The organism is Micromonospora sp. NPDC004540 (genome assembly GCF_040610095.1).
Lineage (GTDB): Bacteria > Actinomycetota > Actinomycetes > Mycobacteriales > Micromonosporaceae > Micromonospora.
In genome coordinates this window covers 1-22,982 of sequence record NZ_JBEXLR010000103.1, presented here as the reverse complement: position 1 = coordinate 22,982, position 22,982 = coordinate 1, and the positions used below count along the sequence as shown (strand labels likewise).

Annotated in this window: 20 protein-coding genes and 2 pseudogenes; 14 read left to right on the top strand and 8 right to left on the bottom strand. The window is 73.9% G+C overall.

The genetic code is table 11. The annotated features are described in order from the left end of the window. Nucleotides 1-315, top strand: a pseudogene (locus ABZV78_RS26445) (hypothetical protein); the annotation flags it as partial. A 56-nt stretch (nt 316-371) separates the two neighbouring features. On the opposite strand, the gene lexA reads toward ABZV78_RS26445, so the two are convergent. Next, entirely contained in the window at nt 372-1,154 is a 783-nt protein-coding gene (lexA, locus tag ABZV78_RS26440; protein WP_355642744.1) for a transcriptional repressor LexA, read from the bottom strand. A 545-nt stretch (nt 1,155-1,699) separates the two neighbouring features. On the opposite strand from lexA, the gene nrdR reads away from it, so the two are divergent. From nrdR to ABZV78_RS26415, 5 genes are all read left to right on the top strand, one after another. After that, nucleotides 1,700-2,194 (top strand): transcriptional regulator NrdR, encoded by a 495-nt coding sequence (gene nrdR, locus ABZV78_RS26435; protein WP_355642742.1) that lies wholly within the window; start codon nt 1,700-1,702, stop codon nt 2,192-2,194. A gap of 34 nt (nt 2,195-2,228) precedes the next feature. Beyond that, the gene (locus ABZV78_RS26430) at nt 2,229-5,126 is read left to right on the top strand and encodes a vitamin B12-dependent ribonucleotide reductase (RefSeq protein ID WP_355642740.1); all 2,898 of its coding nucleotides are present in this window, start codon (nt 2,229-2,231) and stop codon (nt 5,124-5,126) included. 119 nt (nt 5,127-5,245) lie between these two features. Continuing rightward, a complete protein-coding gene (locus tag ABZV78_RS26425) occupies nt 5,246-6,181 on the top strand; it encodes a DUF2332 domain-containing protein (RefSeq protein ID WP_355642738.1) in 936 nt (311 codons plus the stop codon). Between the two features lie 109 nt (nt 6,182-6,290). Then, nucleotides 6,291-7,007 (top strand): nucleotidyltransferase domain-containing protein, encoded by a 717-nt coding sequence (locus tag ABZV78_RS26420; protein ID WP_355642750.1) that lies wholly within the window; start codon nt 6,291-6,293, stop codon nt 7,005-7,007. Nucleotides 7,008-7,089: 82 nt separating this feature from the next. Beyond that, nucleotides 7,090-8,721, top strand: coding sequence for a hypothetical protein (locus tag ABZV78_RS26415; RefSeq protein WP_355642736.1), 1,632 nt, complete (start codon nt 7,090-7,092; stop codon nt 8,719-8,721). Here the strand turns inward: ABZV78_RS26415 and ABZV78_RS26410 are convergent. Both ABZV78_RS26410 and ABZV78_RS26405 read right to left on the bottom strand, forming a co-directional pair. Beyond that, nucleotides 8,714-9,913, bottom strand: coding sequence for a DUF6596 domain-containing protein (locus ABZV78_RS26410; protein WP_355642748.1), 1,200 nt, complete (start codon nt 9,911-9,913; stop codon nt 8,714-8,716). The two genes, ABZV78_RS26415 and ABZV78_RS26410, sit on opposite strands and share 8 nt — an antisense overlap. A gap of 65 nt (nt 9,914-9,978) precedes the next feature. Beyond that, nucleotides 9,979-10,320: a YciI family protein gene (locus ABZV78_RS26405; protein WP_355642734.1), complete on the bottom strand. Its 342-nt coding sequence runs from the start codon at nt 10,318-10,320 to the stop codon at nt 9,979-9,981. Between the two features lie 184 nt (nt 10,321-10,504). Here ABZV78_RS26405 and ABZV78_RS26400 point away from each other — a divergent pair, with 184 nt between their 5' ends. Continuing rightward, entirely contained in the window at nt 10,505-11,317 is an 813-nt protein-coding gene (locus tag ABZV78_RS26400; RefSeq protein WP_355642732.1) for a hypothetical protein, read from the top strand. Between the two features lie 30 nt (nt 11,318-11,347). Here ABZV78_RS26400 and ABZV78_RS26395 read toward each other — a convergent pair whose 3' ends face one another. After that, entirely contained in the window at nt 11,348-12,604 is a 1,257-nt protein-coding gene (locus ABZV78_RS26395; protein WP_355642730.1) for an MFS transporter, read from the bottom strand. A gap of 173 nt (nt 12,605-12,777) precedes the next feature. Between ABZV78_RS26395 and ABZV78_RS26390 the strand changes: the two genes are divergently transcribed. The 3 genes from ABZV78_RS26390 (at nt 12,778) to ABZV78_RS26380 (ending at nt 14,676) form a co-directional block, all read left to right on the top strand. After that, nucleotides 12,778-13,755: an asparaginase gene (locus ABZV78_RS26390; protein ID WP_355642729.1), complete on the top strand. Its 978-nt coding sequence runs from the start codon at nt 12,778-12,780 to the stop codon at nt 13,753-13,755. A 44-nt stretch (nt 13,756-13,799) separates the two neighbouring features. Further along, a complete protein-coding gene (locus ABZV78_RS26385; RefSeq protein WP_355642727.1) occupies nt 13,800-14,042 on the top strand; it encodes a DUF5522 domain-containing protein in 243 nt (80 codons plus the stop codon). A gap of 85 nt (nt 14,043-14,127) precedes the next feature. After that, nucleotides 14,128-14,676: a hypothetical protein gene (locus ABZV78_RS26380; RefSeq protein WP_355642725.1), complete on the top strand. Its 549-nt coding sequence runs from the start codon at nt 14,128-14,130 to the stop codon at nt 14,674-14,676. Between the two features lie 31 nt (nt 14,677-14,707). On the opposite strand, the gene ABZV78_RS26375 is transcribed toward ABZV78_RS26380, so the two are convergent. Then, nucleotides 14,708-15,394 (bottom strand): metal-dependent transcriptional regulator, encoded by a 687-nt coding sequence (locus ABZV78_RS26375; protein WP_355642723.1) that lies wholly within the window; start codon nt 15,392-15,394, stop codon nt 14,708-14,710. A gap of 98 nt (nt 15,395-15,492) precedes the next feature. On the opposite strand from ABZV78_RS26375, the gene ABZV78_RS26370 reads away from it, so the two are divergent. The 3 genes from ABZV78_RS26370 to ABZV78_RS26360 are packed head-to-tail and all read left to right on the top strand — an operon-like array spanning nt 15,493 to nt 20,161. Further along, complete coding sequence (locus tag ABZV78_RS26370) at nt 15,493-16,350, top strand: sulfurtransferase (protein ID WP_355642721.1); 858 nt, start codon at nt 15,493-15,495, stop codon at nt 16,348-16,350. Between the two features lie 48 nt (nt 16,351-16,398). Continuing rightward, complete coding sequence (locus ABZV78_RS26365) at nt 16,399-17,580, top strand: acetoin utilization protein AcuC (RefSeq protein ID WP_355642720.1); 1,182 nt, start codon at nt 16,399-16,401, stop codon at nt 17,578-17,580. 25 nt (nt 17,581-17,605) lie between these two features. Continuing rightward, complete coding sequence (locus ABZV78_RS26360; RefSeq protein ID WP_355642718.1) at nt 17,606-20,161, top strand: GNAT family N-acetyltransferase; 2,556 nt, start codon at nt 17,606-17,608, stop codon at nt 20,159-20,161. A gap of 3 nt (nt 20,162-20,164) precedes the next feature. Here ABZV78_RS26360 and ABZV78_RS26355 read toward each other — a convergent pair whose 3' ends face one another. Both ABZV78_RS26355 and sigB read right to left on the bottom strand, forming a co-directional pair. Beyond that, a complete protein-coding gene (locus ABZV78_RS26355) occupies nt 20,165-20,572 on the bottom strand; it encodes a VOC family protein (RefSeq protein WP_355642716.1) in 408 nt (135 codons plus the stop codon). Between the two features lie 85 nt (nt 20,573-20,657). Beyond that, nucleotides 20,658-21,644 carry an RNA polymerase sigma factor SigB gene (gene sigB / locus ABZV78_RS26350; protein ID WP_355642714.1) on the bottom strand — a complete coding sequence of 329 codons (987 nt, stop codon included), beginning with the start codon at nt 21,642-21,644 and terminating at the stop codon, nt 20,658-20,660. A 225-nt stretch (nt 21,645-21,869) separates the two neighbouring features. Here sigB and ABZV78_RS26345 point away from each other — a divergent pair, with 225 nt between their 5' ends. After that, nucleotides 21,870-22,658, top strand: coding sequence for a sporulation protein (locus tag ABZV78_RS26345; RefSeq protein ID WP_355642746.1), 789 nt, complete (start codon nt 21,870-21,872; stop codon nt 22,656-22,658). A gap of 106 nt (nt 22,659-22,764) precedes the next feature. Here ABZV78_RS26345 and ABZV78_RS26340 read toward each other — a convergent pair. After that, a pseudogene (locus ABZV78_RS26340) lies at nt 22,765-22,982 on the bottom strand (IS110 family transposase); the annotation flags it as partial.

Below are 22,982 nucleotides of genomic sequence, written 5' to 3'. Positions count from 1 at the left end.
GGCGGCGTCTACGGCGGCGGCCGTCCGCAGGGCGGCGGTCGCGGGGGCGCGGTCTACGGCGGCGGCCCGCAGGGCGGTGGCCGCCCGCAGGGTGGCGGCGTCTACGGCGGCGGTGGCGCCCCCGGCGGTGGCGGCTACGGCGGCGGCCGGCCGGGTGGCGGAGGCTACGGCTCCGGCCGGGCCGAACCGCCGCGCCGCGAGCCCGACCACCGGGACCCGCGCGGTGGCCGCCGCGACGGCGGCTACGGCGACCGGGGCCAGCAGTACGGCCAGGTCTCCGGCGGCGGCCGGGACTACCGGGGCGACCGCTACTGAACGCACGAAAGAGGGGGTGACCGCCGGACCGGCGGTCACCCCCTCTTCTTCTCGTCTCAGATGCGGCGCAGCACCGCGACCACGCGACCCATGATGGTGGCGTCGTCGCCGGGGATCGGGTCGAAGGCCGGGTTCTGCGGCATCAGCCAGACGTGCCCGTCGCGCCGCCGGTAGGTCTTCACGGTCGCCTCGCCGTCGAGCATGGCGGCCACGATGTCGCCGACCTCGGCGGTCGGCTGCTGCCGGACCACCACCCAGTCGCCGTCGCAGATCGCCGCGTCGAGCATCGAGTCGCCCTTGACCTGGAGCATGAAGACCTCGCCCTCACCGACCAGCTCTCGGGGGAGCGGGAAGATGTCCTCCACCGCCTGCTCGGCGAGGATCGGGCCACCGGCGGCGATCCGACCCAGCATCGGCACGTACGCCGGGGCGGGGCGCTGGGCGCGGGCCGCCTCGTCGTCGACGTCGCCGGGGGCCCGGACGTCCACCGCGCGCGGCCGGTTGGGGTCGCGGCGCAGGAAGCCCTTCTTCTCCAGCTCCTTGAGCTGGTAGGCGACGCTCGACGGGGAGACCAGGCCGACCGCCTCGCCGATCTCGCGCACGCTCGGCGGGTAGCCGTGGCGCTCCACCCAGGTGCGGATGAACTCCAGGATCCGGCGCTGCCGGGCCGTGAGGTCGACCGTCGCCGGGTCGGGGAAGCTGCTGACCACCGGGGTGACCGGACGCACGGCGGGCTGGGCCGCCCGACTGCGCGCGGTGCGGGGTCGACGGGTCGCCGGCGGACCCGCCCCGTCGATCGGCTGCGGGTTCTTCTGCCGGCTGGCCCGGTCCTCGGTCACGTCCGTCCTCCCTGGTCGGCGCTGGGTGCCTCGTCGGCTCGTGGTGCGTGCTCAGGTGGTGCTGACGACCGGTCCGCCGCGATCCGCCGCGCCCGGTCGTTGTTGACCGTATAGGTGAGATCGGCCATTTTCAAACATCTGTACGACCTGTTGTCGGCGTGTCGCGGCAAAATCCTGGATTTCCGAACGCCTGTTCTGATAAATGGTACGTCGCTCTCGAACGAATGTTCCATCCCGGCGTCCCGTGACCCCGGCGGCCTCCGGCCGTTGGGCTCCTCGGTACGCCGGGGACAGGGTGGCACGGGTGAGTGATTCTGATGACGCGCCGGACACGCCGGCCAACTTGACCTCGCTAGTACGACGGCATACGGTCGACCCCTAGATGTTGTGGTTACATGGGCGTAAGTCGCCTACAGGTTGGGTCCGGTTACCGACCGCACTCCCCGCACCGCCGACCCGGCGGCGGCCATCGAGAGATGGTGCCGTCGCGGTGACGCGTGCCCGGAGGCGGGCGGTGGGCCGCAGTCGATGAAGGAGGTCAGGCGATGCGGTGTCCGTACTGCCGGCACGCCGACTCCCGGGTGGTCGACTCGCGGGAGGCCGACGACGGCCAGCTCATCCGGCGGCGGCGGTCCTGCCCGGAGTGCGGCAAGCGGTTCACCACCGTCGAGGAGGCGGTGCTCGCGGTGGTCAAGCGCAGCGGGGTGACCGAGCCGTTCAGCCGCACCAAGATCATCGGCGGGGTGCGCAAGGCGTGCCAGGGCCGGCCGGTCGACGACGACTCCATCGCGCTGCTCGCGCAGAAGGTCGAGGAGACCGTCCGGGCCAAGGGGGCCGCCGAGATCCCCAGCAATGAGGTCGGGCTGGCCATCCTGGGGCCGCTGCGCGACCTCGACGAGGTGGCCTACCTGCGGTTCGCCAGCGTCTACCGCTCCTTCGACTCGCTCGCCGACTTCGAGCGCGAGATCGAGACGCTGCGGGAGGCGGCGCGCGCCCGCGAGGGCGCCGGGGCGGTCGGGGCCGCCGGCGCGACCAGTTGAGTTTCACGGGTTTCTGACAGTTTGACGACGCGCGGTGGGTGACCGCGCTGACGAGGGGGGCGAGGGCGTGACGACCAGCAAGTCACGGAACAAGGCCGGGGCAGGGCTGAAGATCGAGCGCGTCTGGACGACCGAGGGGGTGCATCCCTACGACGAGGTCACCTGGGAGCGCCGCGACGTCGTGATGACGAACTGGCGGGACGGTTCGATCAACTTCGAGCAGCGCGGGGTCGAGTTCCCCCAGTCCTGGTCGGTCAACGCGGCCAACATCGTGACCACCAAGTACTTCCGGGGCGCGGTGGGGACCCCGGAGCGGGAGTGGTCGCTGCGGCAGCTCATCGACCGGGTGGTCGACACCTACCGCACCGCCGGCGAGGAGTACGGCTACTTCGCCACCCCGGCCGACGCCGAGGTGTTCGCGCACGAGCTGACCTGGATGCTGCTGCACCAGGTGTTCAGCTTCAACTCGCCGGTCTGGTTCAACGTCGGCACGCCGTCGCCGCAGCAGGTCAGCGCCTGCTTCATCCTCGCCGTCGACGACTCGATGGACTCGATCCTCGACTGGTACAAGGAGGAGGGGCGGATCTTCCAGGGCGGCTCGGGCGCCGGGGTCAACCTCTCCCGCATCCGTTCCTCGAAGGAGCTGCTCTCCTCCGGCGGCACCGCCTCCGGCCCGGTCAGCTTCATGCGCGGCGCGGACGCCTCCGCGGGCACCATCAAGTCCGGCGGCGCCACCCGGCGTGCGGCCAAGATGGTCATCCTCGACGTCGACCACCCGGACATCGAGGAGTTCGTGGCGACCAAGGCGCGCGAGGAGGACAAGATCCGCGCGCTGCGGGACGCCGGCTTCGACATGGACCTGGGCGGCGCGGACATCGTCAGCGTGCAGTACCAGAACGCCAACAACTCGGTGCGCGTCTCCGACGAGTTCATGACCGCGGTGGAGAACGGCGGCGGCTTCGACCTGCGCGGCCGGCTCGACGGCCAGACCATCGAGACGATCGACGCCAAGAAGCTGTTCCGCACCATCTCCCAGGCCGCCTGGGAGTGCGCCGACCCCGGCCTCCAGTACGACGACACCATCAACGACTGGCACACCTGCCCGGAGACCGGGCGGATCACCGCGTCGAACCCGTGCTCGGAGTACCTGCACCTGGACAACTCCTCGTGCAACCTGGCCTCGCTGAACCTCATGAAGTTCATGCGCGCCGACGGCAGCTTCGAGGTGGAGAAGTTCGTCAAGTCGGTCGAGTTCGTCATCACCGCGATGGACATCTCGATCTGCTTCGCCGACTTCCCGACCGAGAAGATCGGCGAGACCACCCGCGCCTACCGGCAGCTCGGCATCGGCTACGCCAACCTCGGCGCGCTGCTGATGGCCTCCGGCCTGCCGTACGACTCGGCGCAGGGCCGGGAGGTCGCCGCGGCGATCACCTCGCTGATGACCGGCACCGCCTACCGCCGCTCGGCCGAGCTGGCCGGCATCGTCGGCGCGTACGAGGGCTACGCCCGCAACGCCGAGGCGCACAAGCGGGTCATGCGCAAGCACGCCGCCGCCAACGACGCCATCAAGCCGAGCGGCACGGTGGCCACCGCCATCCAGCGCGAGGCCACCAAGCAGTGGACGCTCGGCAACAAGGTCGGCGACAAGTCCGGCTGGCGCAACTCGCAGGCCAGCGTGCTCGCCCCGACCGGCACCATCGGCCTGATGATGGACTGCGACACCACCGGTGTCGAGCCGGACCTGGCCCTGGTCAAGTTCAAGAAGCTGGTCGGCGGCGGCTCGATGCAGATCGTCAACCAGACCGTGCCGCGCGCCCTGCGCAGCCTCGGCTACCCCGAGGAGCAGGTCGAGGCGATCATCGAGCACATCGCCGACCACGGCCACGTGGTGGACGCCCCCGGCCTGAAGCCGGAGCACTACCCGGTCTTCGACTGCGCCATGGGCGAGCGGTCCATCGCGCCGATGGGCCACGTGCGGATGATGGCGGCCGTCCAGCCGTTCATCTCCGGCGCCATCTCCAAGACGGTCAACATGCCGGAGCAGGCGACCGTCGAGGACGTCGAGAAGATCTACTTCGAGGGCTGGAAGCTCGGCCTCAAGGCGCTGGCGATCTACCGGGACAACTGCAAGGTGGGCCAGCCGCTGTCGGCCGCCAAGCCGAACAAGGCCGCCGCCGAGACCGCCACCCCGGCCGCCGCGGTCGAGAAGGTCGTGGAGAAGGTCGTCGAGTACCGGCCGGTGCGCAAGCGGCTGCCGAAGAAGCGCCCGTCGGAGACCATCTCGTTCTCGGTCGGCGGCGCGGAGGGCTACCTCACCGCCTCGTCGTACCCGGACGACGGCCTCGGCGAGGTCTTCCTCAAGATGTCGAAGCAGGGCTCGACCCTGGCCGGCGTGATGGACGCCTTCTCGGTGGCCATCTCCATCGGTCTCCAGTACGGCGTCCCGCTGGAGACGTACGTCAGCAAGTTCACCAACATGCGCTTCGAGCCGGCCGGCATGACCGACGACCCGGACGTGCGGATGGCGGCCTCGGTGATGGACTACATCTTCCGTCGCCTGGCCCTGGACTTCCTGCCGTACGAGCGCCGCGCGGAGCTGGGCATCTTCACCGCGAAGGAGCGGGCCGCCCAGCTCGCGGCCGAGGCGGAGGCGGAGGCGAGCGGTGCGGACCTCACCGCGATGGCCGCCTCCGCCCCGGTCGAGGCGCCCGAGCCGAAGATCGGCCCGGTGGCCCAGCCGGCGCAGGAGGTGGCCGAGGTGGCCGCCGTCAAGCCGGCGCCGTCGGTGGGCTCCAGCACCGAACTGCTGGAGGCCGTGATCGGCAAGGCCGCGGACGCGCCGCTCTGCTTCACCTGCGGCACGAAGATGCGGCCCGCCGGTAGCTGCTACGTCTGCGAGGGCTGCGGCTCCACCAGCGGCTGCAGCTGACGGACGACCGCTCGCGAGCGCGGCAGGGGACTCCCTGCCGCGCTCGCGGCGTCTGAACGGGACGAAGCTCACGCCGTCGGGGAAGCTCCGGCGCGGCCTCCGGCTGGGATGCTCGGGCCATGACCACTGCGGACCGCTACGCCACCTTCGCCGCCCGGGAGGCGCGCGGGGTGTCGCCCGCGTACGAGCGGCTGTCGGAGACGGTCTCCCGCGACGAGGAGCTGCTGGCCCGGATCGACACCCTGCCGCCGGCGAAGCGCCAGCCGAACCTGCTCTTCGCCGTGGTCCGGCTGCTCGGCGGCCCCGTCGAGGATCCGGCGGCCTTCCGTGCGTACGTCCTGGCGAGCTGGCCGGCCATCGAGGCGGAGATGCGGGTCCGGGCCACGCAGACCAACGAGCCGGGCCGGTGTGCCGTACTCCTGCCGGTGCTGGCGTCGCTGCCGCAGCCCCTCGCGCTGCTGGAGGTCGGCACCTCGGCGGGCCTGTGCCTCTACCCCGACCGGTACGCCTACCGCTACGGCGACCACCGGCTCGGCGCGGGTGAACCGGTCCTCGACTGCACGATCGGAGGGATCGCGCCCCCGGCCCGCCGGCCCGAGGTGGTGTGGCGGGCGGGCCTGGACCTCAACCCGCTCGACGTGACCGACCCGGCCGACGTGGCGTGGCTGGACGCGCTCATCTGGCCGGAGCACGGGCACCGCCGCGAGCGGTTGCGGGCCGCGGCGGCCGTCGCTGCGGCCGACCCGCCGCGGCTGGTCCGGGGCGACCTGGTGGACGACCTGCCGGCGCTGGCCGCCCAGGCGCCCCGGGACGCGACCCTGGTGGTCTTCCACACCTCGGTGCTGTACCAGGTGCCGCCGGCCGGGCGGGAGGCGTTCGCCGAGGTCGTCCGCGGGCTGCCCGGGCACTGGATCGCCAACGAGGATCCCGACGTGCTGCGCTATCCCGCGCTGCCCGAGCAGCCGCCCGGCGGGTTCCACAACGTGCTGGCTCTCGACGGGAAGCCGCTGGCCTGGACCCGCGGGCACGGCCAGGGGATCACCTGGTTCGCGTAGTCCCCGGCGTCGCGCCGTCGCGGTCGCGGCGGCAGATCTTGGACACTTACCCTTCGACAGGAATGGAAAGTCTTCAAGATTCACCGTCGGGGGAGTTGGTTTCGTGACGCTGCCGGTCGTCGAGCGGTTCGCCGGTGACCTCGCGACGCTCGGCTGGGTCACCGACCTGATGGTCGCGGGATCGCTGGCGACCGGCGACTACCGGCCCGGCGTCAGCGACCTCGACCTGGTGGCACTCACCGACGGCCCGGTCGACGCCGCGCGGGAGGCAAGGCTCGCCGCCGTGCACCGCCGCCTCGACGCGGGAAGCGCCGCCGGCCTGCACCTGGGCTGCGTCTACGTCGACAGCGCCACCATCCCGGACGGCGACCGGCGACATCCGACGTGGACCCACGGGCAGCTCGTGCAACGCATCCTCTCCGGCGTCACCCGGGCGGAACTGGTCCGGCACGGGCACGCGGTCTTCGGCCGCCCGCCGGGCGAGGTGCTCCCACCGATGAGCGACGACGACGTGCGGGCCGCCGCCCGCGCCGAACTCACCGGCTACTGGGCCTGGGCCGCCCGGCGGCCGTGGCTCTGGCTGGATCCCACCCTGGCCGACCTGGGCCTCACCTCGATGGCCCGGGGCCGGCACGCGCTGCGCCACGGCGACCTGCTCAGCAAGACCCGGGCCATCGAGGCGGCCCACGCCCCGGCCTGGCTGATCGGTCAGCTCGCGGCTCGGCGCAGGGGAGAGCCGGTCAGCTCGCCCCGGATCCGCACCGCCCTGATCGCCTGGCGCGACGCCCGCCGGACCGTGGCGAGGGCGCGCCGGCAGGTCTCCTGACCGCCTGGAAATCCCTTGTCGCCGACCGGTCCGCCGGCGAAGCTTGGTTCATGATCGAGAGAATCGACTCCACCGAAAGCCGGTGAGCCCGGCCGAGCTCCGGGTCGACCGGGTGCTGGGCGACGGTCCGTTCCGCGAGATCGGGGAGCCACGCGTCGCGGCGGTCTCGCCCGACGGGCGCCTGATCGTCGTCGGTGGCGCGCTCGCCCATCCCCAGTGGCACGGCCAGGACGTGTCCGCCCGGTCCCGTCCCCATCCGGGCTGGTACCCGGTCGGGGTGTACCGGACCGACGACCTCAGCTGCCGATACCACCTCACCACCCGCTGGCGGTCCAACGCGATCGCGTTCCACCCGACCCTCCCGCTGGTGGCGATCGGCACCGGCTCCTACGACGGGGGTTGGGCGTACGAGGGGGAACTGCTGCTTCTCGACCTGGACAGCGGGTCGGTCGTGTCGCTGCTGCCCCATTGGCGCGAGGTGCGGCGGGTCACCTGGCGTGATGCCAGCACCCTCGACCTGGTGCTGGCCATTCCGTGCGACGAGGACGAGAAGCGGTTCGGCGCCACATCCCTCGCCTGGGCCGTCACTCGGGACGACTGGGCGTCGGCCACGGACGGCATGCTCCGGCCGCCGTTCGGGGCGGATCCGGTGCCGGACCCACCCCGCGCCGACCCGGCGGCGGCCGCCGCCCACCTCGACCGGCTCGGCCGGGAGCGGGGGCGGACCTGGGCGCCGCGCCGGACGGTCTGGGCGGTGCGCGGGCTGTCCGACGGCCGGATCCTCGCGGCGCTCGAAGGAATCGGTCTGGAGTGCTGGTCCGGAGCCTCCGGGGAGCCGCTGTGGCGGGTGCCGGCCGAGGGCGCCGGCTGCCAGATCACCGTGTCGCCGGACGAGCGGTCGGCGCTGGCGCTGACCCAGACGCCGCCCCGGTTCCAGGACCGGGGCTGGACCACCGACCCGAGCGTGCTGCGGCGGGTCGACCTGGCCAGGGGCGACGTGCGGGAGACGGAGACGGCGGCCACGCCCGTGGTCGTCACCGCCCGCGCCGACGGCTGGTGGGCGCTGCGCGACACCCGGCACGACAGCCGGGTGGCGCGCGGGGACGTGCTGCTCCGGACACCGGACGGCGAGCCGGCGGCCACGGCCCAGCCCGGCCGGTACGACCTGTTCAATCACTTCTTCGACATCCGGTACGCGCCCGAGCTGCTGTTCCTCCAAGGCCGGAGGGACAACCCCTGGCGGGACAAGTGGGTGACGGCTGTCGCCGCGCCCGAGGGGCGGGTGCGCCGGCTGTTCCCACTGGAGTGGGACGCCTCGCGCGGCGGCCACCTGTGCGGCGGCGCCGGGGCGTACCTCGACGACGCCTCCGGGCCGGCGCTCGTGCACACCGGCGTGGTCCACGACGGTGCGGGGCTGCTGCCGGGCAACGCGTTCGTGGTCCGCCGGGCGTATCCGCGCGGTGCGGCGCAGTGGGTGTTCACCGCCGACCACCAGGCCACCGCGCTCGACGCCGCCGACGGCTTCGTGTACGTCGTGTTCAACTCCGGCGAGCTGGTGGTGCTGGACGCCCGGGACGGCGCGGTGCGCCTCCGGCGGGAGCTACGGGTGAACGGTCACCGCGTCGTGCCGCTGTCGCTGACCCGGGTGGCCGCCGGCCGGCTGGTGATCGGCACCCTGGACGGCCGACTTCTCGACTGCACCGTGCTCACGTGACCGGTCCCGGAGCGTGGTCGACCTCGGCGAGGCGGGTGGTGAGGAACGTGCGCTCGGCGTCGTTGTCGACCAGGTCCAGCGCCGCCCGGTAGGCGTCGGCCGCCTCCTGCGGTCGGTCGAGGCGGCGGAGCAGGTCGGCGCGGATCGCCGGGAGGTAGTGGTAGCCGGCCAGCCGGGGATCGGCCGCCAGGCCGTCGACCTCGGCGAGGGCCGCCGCCGGCCCGTCGACCATGGACACCGCGACCGCCCGGTTCAGCGCGACCACCGGCGACGACCAGCGTTTCAGCAGCTCGTCGTAGAGGCGCACCACCTGGGGCCAGTCGGTGGCGGCGTAGCTGGGGGCGACCGCGTGCAGGGAGGCGATGGCGGCCTGGAGGGCGTACCGGCCGATCCGGCCGGTGCGGAACGCGCCGAGGACCAGGCGGTTGCCCTCGGCGATGGCGGCCCGGTCCCAGTGGGAGCGGTCCTGCTCCTCCAGCACCAGCAGCCGCCCCCCGGCATCGGTGCGGGTGGCCCGGCGGGCGTCGGTGAGCAGCAGCAGGGCGAGCAGCCCGCGTACCTCCGGCTCGTCGGGCATCAGGGCGAGCAGCATCCGGGTGAGGTGCACCGCCCGGTCGACCAGGTCGGCGCGGACCAGGTCGGCCCCGGTCGGCGCGGTGTGCCCGGTGGTGAAGAGCAGGTGGATGACGGTGAGCACGGCGTCGAGCCGTTCGGGCAGCTCGGCGGCCTCCGGCACCCGGTACGGGATCCGGGCCGCGGCGATCTTCTTCTTGGCCCGGGTGACCCGGGCCGCCATGGTCGTCTCGGTGACCAGGAACGCGCGGGCGATGTCGCCGGTGGCCACCCCGCAGACCAGGCGCAGGGTCAGCGCCACCTGCGCCTCCCGCGCCAGCGCCGGGTGGCAGCAGGTGAACACCAGCCGCAGCCGGTCGTCGGGGACCGCGTCTCGGGCGGGCTCCTCCGTCACCTCGGCCTCCACCGGCTCGACGAGCAGGGGCATCTTCGACCGGAACACCTTCTCCCGGCGCAGCACGTCGAGCGCCTTGCGCTTCGCGGTGGCGGTCAGCCAGGCGCCCGGCTTGTCGGGTACGCCGTCCCGCGTCCAGGCGGCCAGCGCGGCCAGGTAGGCGTCCTGCACGCACTCCTCGGCCACGTCGAGGTCACCGGCGACGCGCGCCGTCGCGGCGAGCACGAAGGCCCACTCGCGACGGTGCGCGTCCGCCACGGCGCGTTCGGCGGCGACGGTGGCGGCGTCGCTCACTCGGCCGGCGGCTGGAAGAGCGGCCGGACCTCGACGCCGCCGTCGATGGTGGCCGGGTTCAGCTTGGCGATCTTCAGGGCCACGTCCAGGTCGGGCGCCTCCAGAATGAAGAACCCGGCGACGACCTCCTTGGCCTCGATGAACGGGCCGTCGGTGACCAGGTCGCCGCGGATCGCCGTGGCGGTGGTGCTCGGCTGGAGCGCGAACCCCGTGACGATCTGGCCGCCCAACTCCTCCACCTGGGCCGGGTACCGGTCCAGCAGGGCCAGGTAGTCGGGCGTGATCTCCATCGGGTCGGCCGGCGCGGGCGAGTAGATCAGAACTGCGTACTGGGCCATCAGGTCCTCCTTGATCGTTGTTCATCCTTTGCCTCCCCGACGAACGGGTCCAGCCCGATTCGACAACGGCCCCGGGAATTCTTCTGCCCTGAGGGTCGTCGTGCCGTGTTCGAGGGGGCCCAGCGACGGCTGATGATCACGTACGATCCGTTCCTGCGCGGTCCGATGATCGGTGGAGGCGGCCATGACGACCAGCGAACGGCATCGCGAGCGCGGTGTCGCCGTCGCACTCGTCGCGCTGACGGCCACCGTCGCCCTCGCCCTGACCGGCGGATGCTCTCCAGGCGAACGGACGACCGACCATGCGGCACCGGAAACCCCGGCCTACGTGACGCTGCCGGATTGGCGGACCACGCCGCCGGACGCGCCTGCCACGCTGCCGTGGGTATCCGCGATGGTCGCCCGCAACGGCATCGACATCACCGTGTACAGCGGACCCGGGGACGCCCCGTGCAAAGAGCTGTCGCAACCGCGGGCGACGGTCACCGAGCAGGACAAGACCTACGTGGTGGTCACGGTCCAGGGCCGCATCGTGGACGCGACCGACTGCGCTGCCACCGGTTCCCCCCTTCCCCTCGTCGTGTCGCTGCGGAAGCCGCTGGGCGGCCGGGTGCTCCGGGACGCCGCCACCGCTCAGACGCCGCCGACCTACTTCGAGCGCGATCTGCCGGACCTGTCGTCGGACAAGCGGTGGAGTCCGTTTCCATCCCACTGGATGCCGACAGACAAGGGCTGGTATCAGGGCTACAACGGCCCCCAGGGTTCGGTGCTGTTGGTGAGCGCGCGACCCACGGACGAGGCCAGCCTTCCCGAGCCGGTGACGACCGTGCCGATCGGCTCGCGCCGAGGCACCGTCACCGGTGACGCAAGAAGGTCCTGGACTGCCTGGTGGAAGGTCGGGGCGGTGACCTACTCGGTGCGGCTGGAGCCGCCGGAGGGCGGCGGGTTCACCCTGACGCAGTTCAAGCAGGAACTCGCCGGACTGAGCTGGCGCTAGCGCGGCGGGGCATGGACCCGGACAAGGTTTTCACGGCGTCGCGAAGTCCCGCATCCGGCGCAGCGGCGAGAACACCACGAACAGCGCCGCGCTCCACATGCCGAGCACGCAGACCAGCAGCGCCGGGCGCAGCCCGAGCCGGGTGCCGAGGGCGCCGCCGAGCAGGGCGCCCAGCGGGATCACGCCGTAGCAGATCCACAGGAACGCGGCGTTGACCCGGCCGAGCAGCCGGGCCGGGGTGACCCGCTGCCGGTACGACATGGCGGCCACGTTGAACAGCACGGCGTTGGCCGCGAACGCCGCCGTGCCGACCGCGTAGAGCAGGGCGCCCCAGCCGGGCCGGGACAGCGGCATGAGCAGGTAGAGCGGGCCGGGCGCGGCCATCGACACCCAGATGGTCCGGGCGCCGCCGAGCAGCGCGGTCACCCGCCCGGCCAGCACGCCGGCCAGCAGCCCGCCCACCGAACCCAGGCTGAACAGCAGCCCGATGGTGGCCGGGGCGGCGTGCAGCACGCGCAGCAGATACGGCACCTCGATGGCGTGCGCGGCCATCACGAAGAAGTTCGAGGTGGCGGTGCAGGCGAGCACCAGGGCGAGGATCCGCTGCCGGCGGATGAAACCGAGCCCTTCGGTCAGCGCCGCCCGCACCGACACCCGGCCCTCGGTGCGCGGCGCCGGGCGGTGCCGGACCAGCAGCAGCGTGACCGCGCTGGCCAGGAAGCTGGCGGCGTCGGCCACGAAGGTCCGGGCCGCGCCGAGCAGCCCGACGAGCACGCCGCCGGCGCTCGGCCCGGCCAGCTGGGCCAGGTTCTCGCTCACCTCCAGGCGCGCGTTCGCCGAGGTCAGGTCGTCCGCCGCGACGAGCGCGGGCAGCAGGCTCCGGTACGCCACCGTGAACGCGACGGTCAGCACGCCGGAGAGCCCCACCACCGCGTACAGGTAGGCCAGCGTGAGGTGGCCGACCAGGGCCACCACGGGCACCGACAGCAGCAGCGCCGCGCGACCCAGGTCGCACGCGACCATCAGCCGCCGCTGGTCGACCCGGTCGGCCAGCATCCCGGCCGGCAGCGAGAAGAACAGGTACGGCAGCCAGGCCAGGAAGGTGAGCAGGGAGACCTGGAAGACGGTGGCGTCGAGCACGCCCGCGGCGAGCAGCGGCACCGCCACCCCGGAGATCCGGGTGCCCACCTCGCTGACCGTCTGGCCGCTCCACAGCAGCAGGAAGTCCCGGCTCCGCCACAGCGAGGTGCGGGTTCCGGTGGTCGGGGGCGTCAGTTGCTGGGTCACCGCTCGGGCCTGTCCGTCGGGGTCTCGGGTGTGCGACCCGGCACGGTATCCCGCCGTCCCGCCGCCGGGCGCGGCATTTCCGCCGGCGCCGGCCGCCGACTAGGGTCGGTTTTCATGATCGAACCGAGCTGCCGCAGACCGCGGGCGTTCCTGCTCGCCGAGAGGCCCACCCGGTGACCGTCGCGCTCTTCACCCTCGGCGGCACGATCGCCATGGCCGGGACCGGAGCCGGGGGAGTGGTCAGCCGGCTCACCGGCGCCGACCTCACGGCCGCCGTGCCCGGGCTCGCCGACGTCCCGCTCGACGTGCGGGACGTCGAGGCGGTGCCCAGCGCCGCCCTGGCGTACCGGCAGATCCTGGACCTGGTGGACGCGGCCGGCGCGGCGGTCGCCGACGGGGCGGCCGGCGTGGTGGTCACCCAGGGCACCGACACCCTGGAGGAGACCGCGTTCCTGGCCGACCTGGTCTGGCCGCACCCGGCGCCGCTGGTGTTCACCGGCGCGATGCGCAACCCCACCCTGGCCGGCCCGGACGGCCCGGCCAACCTGCTCGCCGCCGCCCGGGTGGCCGCCGCGCCGGCCGCGCGGGACCTCGGCGTGCTGGTGGCGTTCAACGACGAGATCCACGCCGCCCGCTTCGTCCGCAAGACCCACAGCACCAGTACGGCAACCTTCGCCTCGCCCAACGCCGGCCCGATCGGCCACGTCATCGAGGGCGCGGCACGCCTGCTCACCCGCCCACCCCGGCACGCACCGCTGCCACCCGTGGACCGGGACCGGCTGGCCGCCACCCGGGTGGCGCTGCACACCGTCACCCTCGACGACGACCCGGCGCTGCTCGACGCGCTCACCCCCAACCTGGACGGGCTGGTGGTGGCCGGCTTCGGGGTGGGGCACGTGCCGCCGGACTTCGCCCCCGCGCTGGGCGCCCTGGCCGCGCGGATGCCGGTGGTGCTCGCCTCGCGGACCGGGGCGGGGTCGGTGCTGCGGAACACCTACGGCGCGGTCGGCTCGGAGACCGACCTGCGGCGGCGCGGGCTGCTCTGCGGAGGGCTGCTCGACCCGTACAAGGCCAAGGTGCTGCTCCGGATGCTGCTGGCCGGGGGCGCGGACCCGGCGGCGGTCGCCGCGGCGTTCGCCCGGCTCGGCTGAACCGGCGCCGGGGGGCCGACGGCGGGGCTCCGTAGACTCGCCCGGTGACCGGAGAGCGACTCCCCCTGGCGGACCGGCCGTTGACCGAGCCGCACCCGTCGCGGCTGTCGCCCGACCATCCCGACCGGGCGCGGATCCTCGCCGCGCACGCCGCCGCCCTGGCCGCCGGGGAGGCCGGCTACCTGGACCCGGCCACCGGACTGTTCGTGCTCAGCGCCGGTTTCCTGGCCCGCCGTGGCACCTGCTGCGGGCGAGGGTGCCGGCACTGTCCGTATGTGGACGGTTGACGACTTCCGTCCCCGGCGGGCACCCCGTACGGTGTCCGACGGACATCCGGCGGGCGGACCCCGCCGACAACTGCGGAGGTCTCACGTGCGCGCCCGGACCTGGCTGGCCGCTTCGGCCGTACTGCTGACCGCCGGCTGCGCCGAGGAGGCCGCGCCGGTGGCGGTGCCGGCTGCGGAACCGCGGGCGGTCGAGGTCTCCGCCGCCTCGTCCGGCGGGGCGTGCCGGCTGCTCGACTTCGCGGTGATCGCCAAGCACACCGGCGGCAGGTTCGACGTGGCCGCCGCCATGGAGAAGGGCGACACCCACACCTGCGTGGTCCGCGCCGAGCAGGCCGTCCTGCCCGAGTTGACCCTCACGGTGACCGACACGTCGATCGACACGTCGACCTTCACCCTGGACGTGCTGCCCCGGGGCGCAAAGAAGGTCACCAAGCTCGGGAAGATCGGCTACCGGCACACCCTGCCGAAGACCGCGAAGAACGGCGCGGCGGCGGAGGTGGGCTGGCTCTCCGGCGAGGGGCGGCTGGCCACCCTGCGGTGGACCAGCCCGCGCGGCACCGCCACGGCCGAGGCCGACAAGGTGGCCGGCAAGCTGGTCAACCTCGCCAAGGTGATCGACACCCGGCAGCTCTGACCGCCGCCGGGCGGGAGAGGGCCGGGGCGGGTCAGCGGGCCGCGACGAAGACCCGGGAGGCCACCTCGCGGGGCAGCCGGACCCGGTCGCCGGAGCGGTCGATCGAGACGCCGTCGCGCTCCTGGGCCACGGTCACCGTGGCGCCCGGGTCGACACCCGCCGCGTGCAACTGCCGGAGCACGTCGGCGTCGGTCTGCACGCTCTCGCAGATCCGCCGCACCACCACCGGCCCGGAGAGGCCCGGGAAGGCCAGGTTGCGCTCGCCCTCGGCGGTCTCGGCCTCCCGCAGGCCCGGGTCGCCCAACTCCTCCAGGCCCGGGATCGGGTTGCCGTAGGGCGAGCGGGTCGGGCGGTTGAGCAGGTCGTAGACCCGCTTCTCGACCGCGTCGCTCATGACGTGCTCCCACCGGCAGGCCTCCTCGTGGGCCTCCTCGTAGGGCATCCCGATCACGTTCACCAGCAGCAGCTCGGCCAGCCGGTGCTTGCGCATGACCGAAACCGCCGTGTTGCGGCCCAGCGCGGTGAGCATCAGGTGGCGGTCGCCCTCGACGGTGAGCAGGCCGTCGCGCTCCATCCGGGCGACGGTCTGGCTGACGGTGGGGCCGCTCTGCCTCAGCCGCTCCGCGATCCGGGCACGCAGCGGCGGCACCCCCTCCTCTTCCAGCTCGAGGATGGTGCGCAGGTACATCTCGGTCGTGTCGACCAGGTCATGCTTCACGTCAGCGGCCTCCCGGCGTTCGATGCTACCCCGGACCCCCGACGATCAACGGATGCCGACCCGGGAGGTCGCTGCCCGGATGGTGTTGACTGGACCGCATGTCCGGAACCGAAGGCCTCCTCGTCGAGCCCGATCGGCTCGCCGCCGAGCTCGACCGCGCCGACCCGCCCACCCTGCTCGACGTCCGCTGGCGGCTCGCCGGGCCGCCCGGCCGGGAGGACTACCTGGCCGGTCACCTGCCCGGCGCCGTCTTCGTCGACCTGGACACCGACCTCTGCGGCCGGCCGGGTGCCGCCGGTCGGCACCCGCTGCCCGACCCCGCCGCGCTCCAGGCCGCGCTGCGGGCCGCCGGCGTCCGCGCCGGCCACCCCGTGGTGGTGTACGACGGCGGCGACGGCATGTCGGCCGCCCGCGCCTGGTGGACCCTGCGCTGGGCCGGCCACCGGCCGGTCCGGGTGCTGCACGGCGGCTTCCCGGCCTGGCTCGCGGCCGGCGGGCCCGTCTCCACCGAGGCGCCGGCGCCCGCGCCGGGGGACGTCACGGTCACCCCGGGCGAGCTGCCGGTGCTGGACGCGGGGGAGGCCGCCCGGCTGGCCGCCGCCGACGCCGGGGTGCTGCTCGACGTGCGGGCCGCCCCGCGCTACCGGGGCGAGACCGAGCCGATCGACCCGGTCGCCGGGCACGTCCCGGGCGCGGTCAACCTGCCCGCCCCCGGCTACGTCGCCGAGGGGCGCTTCCCCGCCGCCGAGGCGCTGCGGGAGCGGTTCGCCGCCGCCGGGGTGGCCGAGGGCGCGCCGGTCGGCGCGTACTGCGGCTCGGGGGTGACCGCCGCCCAGGCGGTCCTGGCGCTGCACCTGGCCGGCCGCCCGGACGCCGCCCTCTACGTGGGCTCGTGGAGCAACTGGGTGGCCGACCCGGACCGTCCGGTCGCCACCGGGGAGACGTCCGGCCGCTGAGCCGCGCGGGCCGTCGGGCCGCCCCGGCCCACGTGCGACGATGGCCCCATGGCCGACGACACGGTGGTGGTGTGGGACGAAGCCCTGCTCGGGTACGACATGGGCGACCATCCCCTCGACCCGGTGCGGGTCGAGCTGACCATGGCGCTCGCCCGCGAACTCGGGGTGCTGGACCGGCCCGGGGTCCGGCTGGTGAAGCCGGAGCCGGCCGACGACGCGCTGCTGACCCGGGTGCACGACCCGCGCTACCTGGACGCGGTGCGCGCCGCGCCCCGGGACCCGCTCTTCGCCGGCTTCGGCCTGGGCACCTCGGACAACCCGGTCTTCGACGGCATGCACGAGTCGAGCGCGCTGGTCGCCGGGGCGAGCGTGGCCGCGGCCGAGGCGGTCTGGCGCGGGGAGGCCCGGCGAGCGGTCAACGTGGCCGGCGGGCTGCACCACGCCATGCCCGCCCGGGCCGCCGGGTTCTGCGTCTACAACGACCCCGCGGTGGCCATCGCCCGCCTGCTCGACCTGGGCGCGGAGCGGATCGCGTACGTGGACGTGGACGTGCACCACGGCGACGGCGTGCAGGAGATCTTCTACCGCGACCCGCGGGTGCTCACGGTCAGCCTGCACGAGACGCCGCTGGCGCTCTTCCCCGGCACCGGGTTCCCCGACGAGACCGGCGGCCCGGGCGCGGAGGGGTCGGCCGTCAACGTGCCCCTGCCTCCGGGGGTCGGCGACCCGAGCTGGCAGCGGGCGTTCCACGCGATCGTGCCGTCGGTGCTGCGGGCGTTCCGGCCGCAGGTGCTGGTGACCCAGTGCGGGGCGGACGGGCACCGGCTCGACCCTCTGGCCGACCTGCACCTCTCGGTCGACGGGCAGCGGGCCACCTACGTGGCGTTGCGCGCGCTCGCCGACGAGCTCTGCGACGGCCGCTGGGTCGCGTTCGGCGGCGGCGGGTACGCGCTGGTCGAGGTGGTGCCCCGGGCCTGGACGCACCTGCTCGCGGTGGCCTCCGGGGAGCCGCTCGACCCGGCCACGCTCACCCCGCCGGCCTGGCGGGAACTGGCCGCGCGCCGGCGGCCCGGGCACGAGATCCCGCTGCGGATGACCGACGACGTCGACCCGTCGTACCAGCCGTGGCAGCCGAGCGGCGAGCCGACCGCGGTGGACCGGGCCGTCGCGGCGACCCGCAAGGCGGTCTTCCCGCTGCTCGGGCTCGACCCGCACGACCCGCGCGACTGATCCGGCGGCGGGGGAGGACCGATCGGTGACCACCGTCGAGCAACCGGTGGACGTGCTGCTCAGCGACGGCACGACCGTCCAGCTGCGGCAGATCCGCCCGGACGACGCCACGGCGATCGTGGCGATGCACTCGCGCTTCTCCGAGCGCACCCGCTACCTGCGCTACTTCTCGCCCTACCCGCGCATCCCGGAGCGCGACCTGCAGCGGTTCGTCAACGTCGACCACCGCGACCGGGAGGCGTTCGTGGTGCTGGCCGCCGACCGGATCGTCGCCGTCGGCCGGTACGAGCGGCTCGGCCCCGGCTCGCCCGAGGCCGAGGTGGCCTTCGTGGTGGAGGACGCGTACCAGGGCCGGGGCATCGGGTCGGTGCTACTGGAGCACCTGGCCGACGCAGCCCGGCGCTACGGCATCGTGCACTTCGTCGCCGAGGTGCTCCCGGCCAACGGGGCGATGCTGCGGGTCTTCTCCGACTTCGGCTACCAGGTCCAGCGCCAGTACGCCGACGGCGTGGTGCACCTGAACTTTCCGATCGCCCCCACCGAGGCGACCCTGGAGGTGCAGCGCGGCCGGGAGCACCGCACCGAGGCCCGCTCCATCGCCCGGCTGCTCGCCCCGCGCGGCATCGCCGTCTACGGCGCGAGCACCACCGGCCAGGGCGTCGGCGCGGCCCTGCTCGGGCACCTGCGCGACGGCGGGTTCACCGGCGCGATCGTCCCGGTGCACCCGACCGCGGCGACCGTGGCCGGGCTGCCCGCGTACCCGTCGGCGGCCGACGCCGGCGAGGACATCGACCTGGCCGTGGTGGCCGTCGCGCCCGGGGCGGTGACCGAGGTGGTCGCCGACGCCGCGAAGGCCGGCGCGCACGGGCTGGTCGTGATCTCCGCAGGGTTCGCCGAGTCCGGCCCGGCGGGGGCGGCCGCCCAGCGCGCCCTGGTCCGGGCCGCACACCTGGCCGGCATGCGGGTGGTCGGCCCGAACTGCCTCGGCGTGGCCAACACCGACGGGGCGGTACGCCTCAACGCCACCCTCGCCCCGGTGCTGCCCGCCCCCGGCCGGGTCGGCGTCTTCAGCCAGTCCGGCGCGTTCGGGGTGGCCCTGCTGGCCGAGGCGTCCCGGCGCGGGCTCGGCCTGTCCAGCTTCGTCTCCGCCGGCAACCGGGCCGACGTCTCCGGCAACGACCTGCTCCAGTACTGGCAGGACGATCCCGGCACCGACGTCATCACGCTCTACCTGGAGACCTTCGGCAACCCGCGTAAGTTCGCCCGGCTGGCCCGGCGGATCGGCCGGAGCAAGCCGGTGGTCGCGCTGGCCTCGCTGGCCCGCCCACCGGGGGTTGGCGACGCGCCGGCCCTGGACGCCGCCGCGGTGAGCGCGCTGTTCGCCCAGTCCGGGGTGATCCGGGTGGACACCGTCGCCGAACTGCTCGACGTCGGCGTGCTCCTGGCCCACCAGCCGCTGCCGGCCGGCCGCCGGGTCGCCGTGGTCGGCAACTCCTCGGCACTGACCGGGCTGGCCGCCACCGCCTGCGCCGCCCAGGGCCTCACCGTGGCCGACGGCTACCCGCACGACGTCGGCCCCCGGGCCACCGCCGCCGAGTACGCCGCCGCGCTCGCGGCCTCCGCCGCCGACGAGCGGGTGGACGCCGTGGTGGCGGTCTTCGCGCCGCCGCTGCCCGGCCAGCTCACCGACCCGGAGGCCGACTTCACGGCCGCCCTGCCCGACGCGCGGAGCACCGGAAAGCCGGTGGTGGCCACCTTCCTCGCCGGCCGGGTGCCCGCCGGGGTGCCCGCGTACCCGAGCGTGGAGGAGGCGGTCCGGGCCCTGGCGCGGGTCACCACGTACGCCGACTGGCTGCGCCGCCCGCCCGGCGTGCTGCCCGAGCTGCACCGGGTCGACCGGGCGGCCGGGCAGGCCGCGCTGCGGCCCGACGGCGCCGACGCGGCGGGGCTGCTGCGGGCGTACGGGATCGACGTGGTGGAGTCGGCGCCGGCGCGCTCGGCCGAGGAGGCGGAGGCGGTGGCCGAGCGGCTCGGCTGGCCGGTCGCGCTCAAGGCGGCCGCCCCGGGGCTGCGGCACCGCCTCGACCTGGGCGCGGTGCGGCTCGACCTGGCCGACGCCGCCGCGCTGCGCCGCGCGTACGCCGAGATGGCCCCGGTCTTCGGCGCGGACGTGCTGGTCCAGCCGATGGTCCCGCCCGGTGTGGCCTGCGTGGTGGAGCTGGTGGAGGACCCGGCGTTCGGGCCGGTGGTCGGCTTCGGCCTGGGCGGCGTGGCCACCGAGCTGCTCGGCGACCGGGCCTGGCGGGCGGTGCCGCTGACCGACCGGGACGCCGCCGAGCTGGTCGACGAGCCCCGGGCCGCGCCGCTGCTGCGCGGCCACCGGGGTGCCGCGCCGGTGGACCGGGCCGCCCTGGTCGACCTGCTGCTGCGGGTGGGGCGGCTCGCCGACGAGCAGCCCCGGGTCCGGTCGCTCACCCTCAACCCGGTGCTGGCCCGGCCGGACGGCATCTCGGTGCTGCACGCCACCGTCCGCACCGGCGCCGAGGCGCCCCGTCCGGACACCGGCCCGCGCCGGCTGTGAGGCTCAGCCCCGGCTGGAAATCTGCTGCACCGCCCAGGCGTTGCCGTCCGGGTCGGTGAAGAAGACGAAGCCGACGTTGTCCAGCGGGTGCGGCACCGGGCGCGGGTTCTGCCCGACCACCTGGATCTCGCTGACCTGCACGCCCCGCTCGACCAGCTCGGCGCGGGCCTTCTCCAGGTCCGGCACGACGAGCTGGAGGCCCTTGAGCGAGCCCGGCGGCATGTCCGGCACGACGCCCCGGCCGAGGACGATCGAGCACCCGGAGCCCGGGGGCGTGAGTTGGACGATCCGCCCGACGCCCCCCAGGTCGGTGTCGTGGTCGACGGCGAAGCCGAGCCGCTCGGCGTAGAACTCCTTGGCCCGGTCCACGTCGGAGACCGGCACCACCACTACTTCCAGTGTCCAGTTCATCGTCCCAGCGTGGTCGTCGCGGGCCGCCGCATCAAGCGCGACAGGCCCCGGCGAACCGCCGGGGCCTGTCGTCGGGTGGGCCGGGTCAGCAGGCGTACGCCTCCAGCCGGTTGGCCCGCTCCGGGTCGCGCAGCTTGAGCAGGGTCACCTTCTCGATCTGCCGGATCCGCTCGCGGGACAGCCCGAACTCGCGACCCACCTCGTCGAGAGTGCGCTGCCGGCCGTCGTCCAGGCCGAACCGCAGCCGGATCACCGCCTGCTCCCGCTGGGAGAGGGTGGCCAGCACGATGCGCACCTCGTTGCGCAGTTCGCCGTTGCCGGCGGCGTCGCCCGGGTCGGTGCGCGGGTCCACCGCGGCGACGAAGTCGCCCAGCGCGCTCTCGCCGTCCTCGCCGACCGCCTGGTCCAGGCTCACCGGCTCCCGGTCGTAGGAGATCAGCTCGATCACCTGGAACTCCGGGATGTCCAGCGCGGTGGCCACCTCCGCGACGGTGGGCTCCCGGCCCAGCGTGACGGACAGCTCGCGGCGGACCCGGACCATCCGGTTGACCTGCTCGACCATGTGCACCGGGATGCGGATGGTGCGGGCCTGGTCGGCCATGGCGCGGGTGATGGCCTGGCGGATCCACCAGGTGGCGTAGGTGGAGAACTTGTAGCCCTTGGTGTAGTCGAACTTCTCGACCGCGCGGATCAGGCCGAGGTTGCCCTCCTGGATGAGGTCGAGGAAGGCCATGCCGCGACCGGTGTAGCGCTTGGCGATGCTCACCACCAGCCGCAGGTTCGCCTCCAGCAGGTGGTCCTTGGCGGCGCGGCCCTCGGCCGCGATCAGCTCCAGGTCGGCGCGCAGCTCTGCGGAGACCGGGGTGCAGGTGGAGAGCTTCTCCTCGGCGAAGAGGCCGGCCTCGATGCGCTTGCTCAGCTCGACCTCCTGCGCCGCGGTGAGCAGCTTGGTGCGGCCGATGCCGTTCAGGTACGCCCGGACCAGGTCCGTGGAGACGCCGCGCTCGTCGGTGGCGTCCAGGTCGGTCAGGGTGACGTCCATGTCCTGGTGCTCGATCATCTGCTGGGCCATCTCGTTCTCTCCCCGTGTCCGTCGTGCCGTACCGGTTCCGTGCCGTCCGCCGGCGCGGTGGCCCCGGTGATGAACAGCTTGGCGGGCGGGGCGTGAAACGGGAGTGAGGCGATCGGGGACCCGACAGCAATCGGGGCGGAACGTCGGCTGTGCCTTGCCAGGCCCGGTTACCGTGCCAGCGGCCGGCCAGCGGGGCTCGGCGCGCACAGGCGATCGGAGGACGTGGTGGTCTTCAAGCGGCTCATGCAGGCGATGGGTGTGGGTGGACCGTCGGTGGAGACGGTGCTGGCCAACCCGAACTGCCGTCCCGGCGGCCAGTTGGAGGGCCGGATCCAGGTGGTCGGCGGGGACCACCCGGTGGACGTGAGCTTCGTCGCGCTCGGCCTGGTGACCCGGGTCGAGGTGGAGAGCGGCGACTCGGAGTACGACACCACCCAGGAGTTCGGCCGGGCCCAGGTGACCGGCGCGTTCCGGCTCGACCCGGGGCAGCGGCACGACGTGCCGTTCCGCTTCCAGGTGCCCTGGGAGACCCCGCTCACCGACCTGTACGGCCAGCACCTGCACGGGATGACCATGGGGCTGCGGACCGAGCTGGAGGTGGCCCGGGCGGTCGACAAGGGCGACCTGGACGCGGTGGCGGTGCACCCGCTGCCCGCCCAGGAGCGGCTGCTGGAGGCGCTGCTGCGGCTGGGCTTCCGGTTCGCCCGGGCCGACGTCGAGCGCGGCCACCTCTACGGCGTGCGGCAGAGCCTGCCGTTCTACCAGGAGATCGAGTTCCACCCGGCGCCGCAGTACGCGCGCGCCATGAACCAGCTCGAACTCACCTTCGTCACCGACCCGCACCAGGTGCACGTGGTGCTGGAGCTGGACAAGCGCGGCGGCCTGTTCACCGAGGGCCGGGACGCCTTCGGCCGATTCACGGTCGACCACGCCACCGCCGACCGCACCGACTGGACCGCCCAGCTCGACGGCTGGCTCCGCCAGTCCCTCTCCCGCCGCGGCCTCTTCTTCTGACCGATCCCCTTCCCCCGGCCCCGGTGATCATGAAGTTGGCGGCGATGTGGATCTCCGAAAGTGCCGCCAGCTTCATGATCAACGCCGGAGGGCGGGCGGGACGCTCCTATGCCGCGTCAAGTGGTTGGGGTGGGGTTTCGAGGCGGCGGTAGAGCTCTCGGGTGATGTAGCGCTTGAGGCAGCGTTTGATCTCGCGGTCGGTTTTGCCTTGGGTGCGGCGTCGGTCGGCGTAGGCGCGGGTGCGTTCGTCGTAGCGCAGGCGGGACAGAGCGACGGTGTGTAGGGCGCGGTTGAGTTGTCGGTCGCCGGAGCGGTTGAGCCGGT

Coding starts and splice junctions, on each gene's coding strand:
- sigB (WP_355642714.1), bottom strand. CDS start 21,644: ATGGCCCAGCAGATGATCGAGCACCAGGACATGGACGTCACCCTGACC.
- ABZV78_RS26400 (WP_355642732.1), top strand. CDS start 10,505: ATGACGACCAGCGAACGGCATCGCGAGCGCGGTGTCGCCGTCGCACTC.
- ABZV78_RS26405 (WP_355642734.1), bottom strand. CDS start 10,320: ATGGCCCAGTACGCAGTTCTGATCTACTCGCCCGCGCCGGCCGACCCG.
- ABZV78_RS26370 (WP_355642721.1), top strand. CDS start 15,493: ATGTCCGGAACCGAAGGCCTCCTCGTCGAGCCCGATCGGCTCGCCGCC.
- nrdR (WP_355642742.1), top strand. CDS start 1,700: ATGCGGTGTCCGTACTGCCGGCACGCCGACTCCCGGGTGGTCGACTCG.
- ABZV78_RS26425 (WP_355642738.1), top strand. CDS start 5,246: ATGACCACTGCGGACCGCTACGCCACCTTCGCCGCCCGGGAGGCGCGC.
- ABZV78_RS26365 (WP_355642720.1), top strand. CDS start 16,399: ATGGCCGACGACACGGTGGTGGTGTGGGACGAAGCCCTGCTCGGGTAC.
- ABZV78_RS26355 (WP_355642716.1), bottom strand. CDS start 20,572: ATGAACTGGACACTGGAAGTAGTGGTGGTGCCGGTCTCCGACGTGGAC.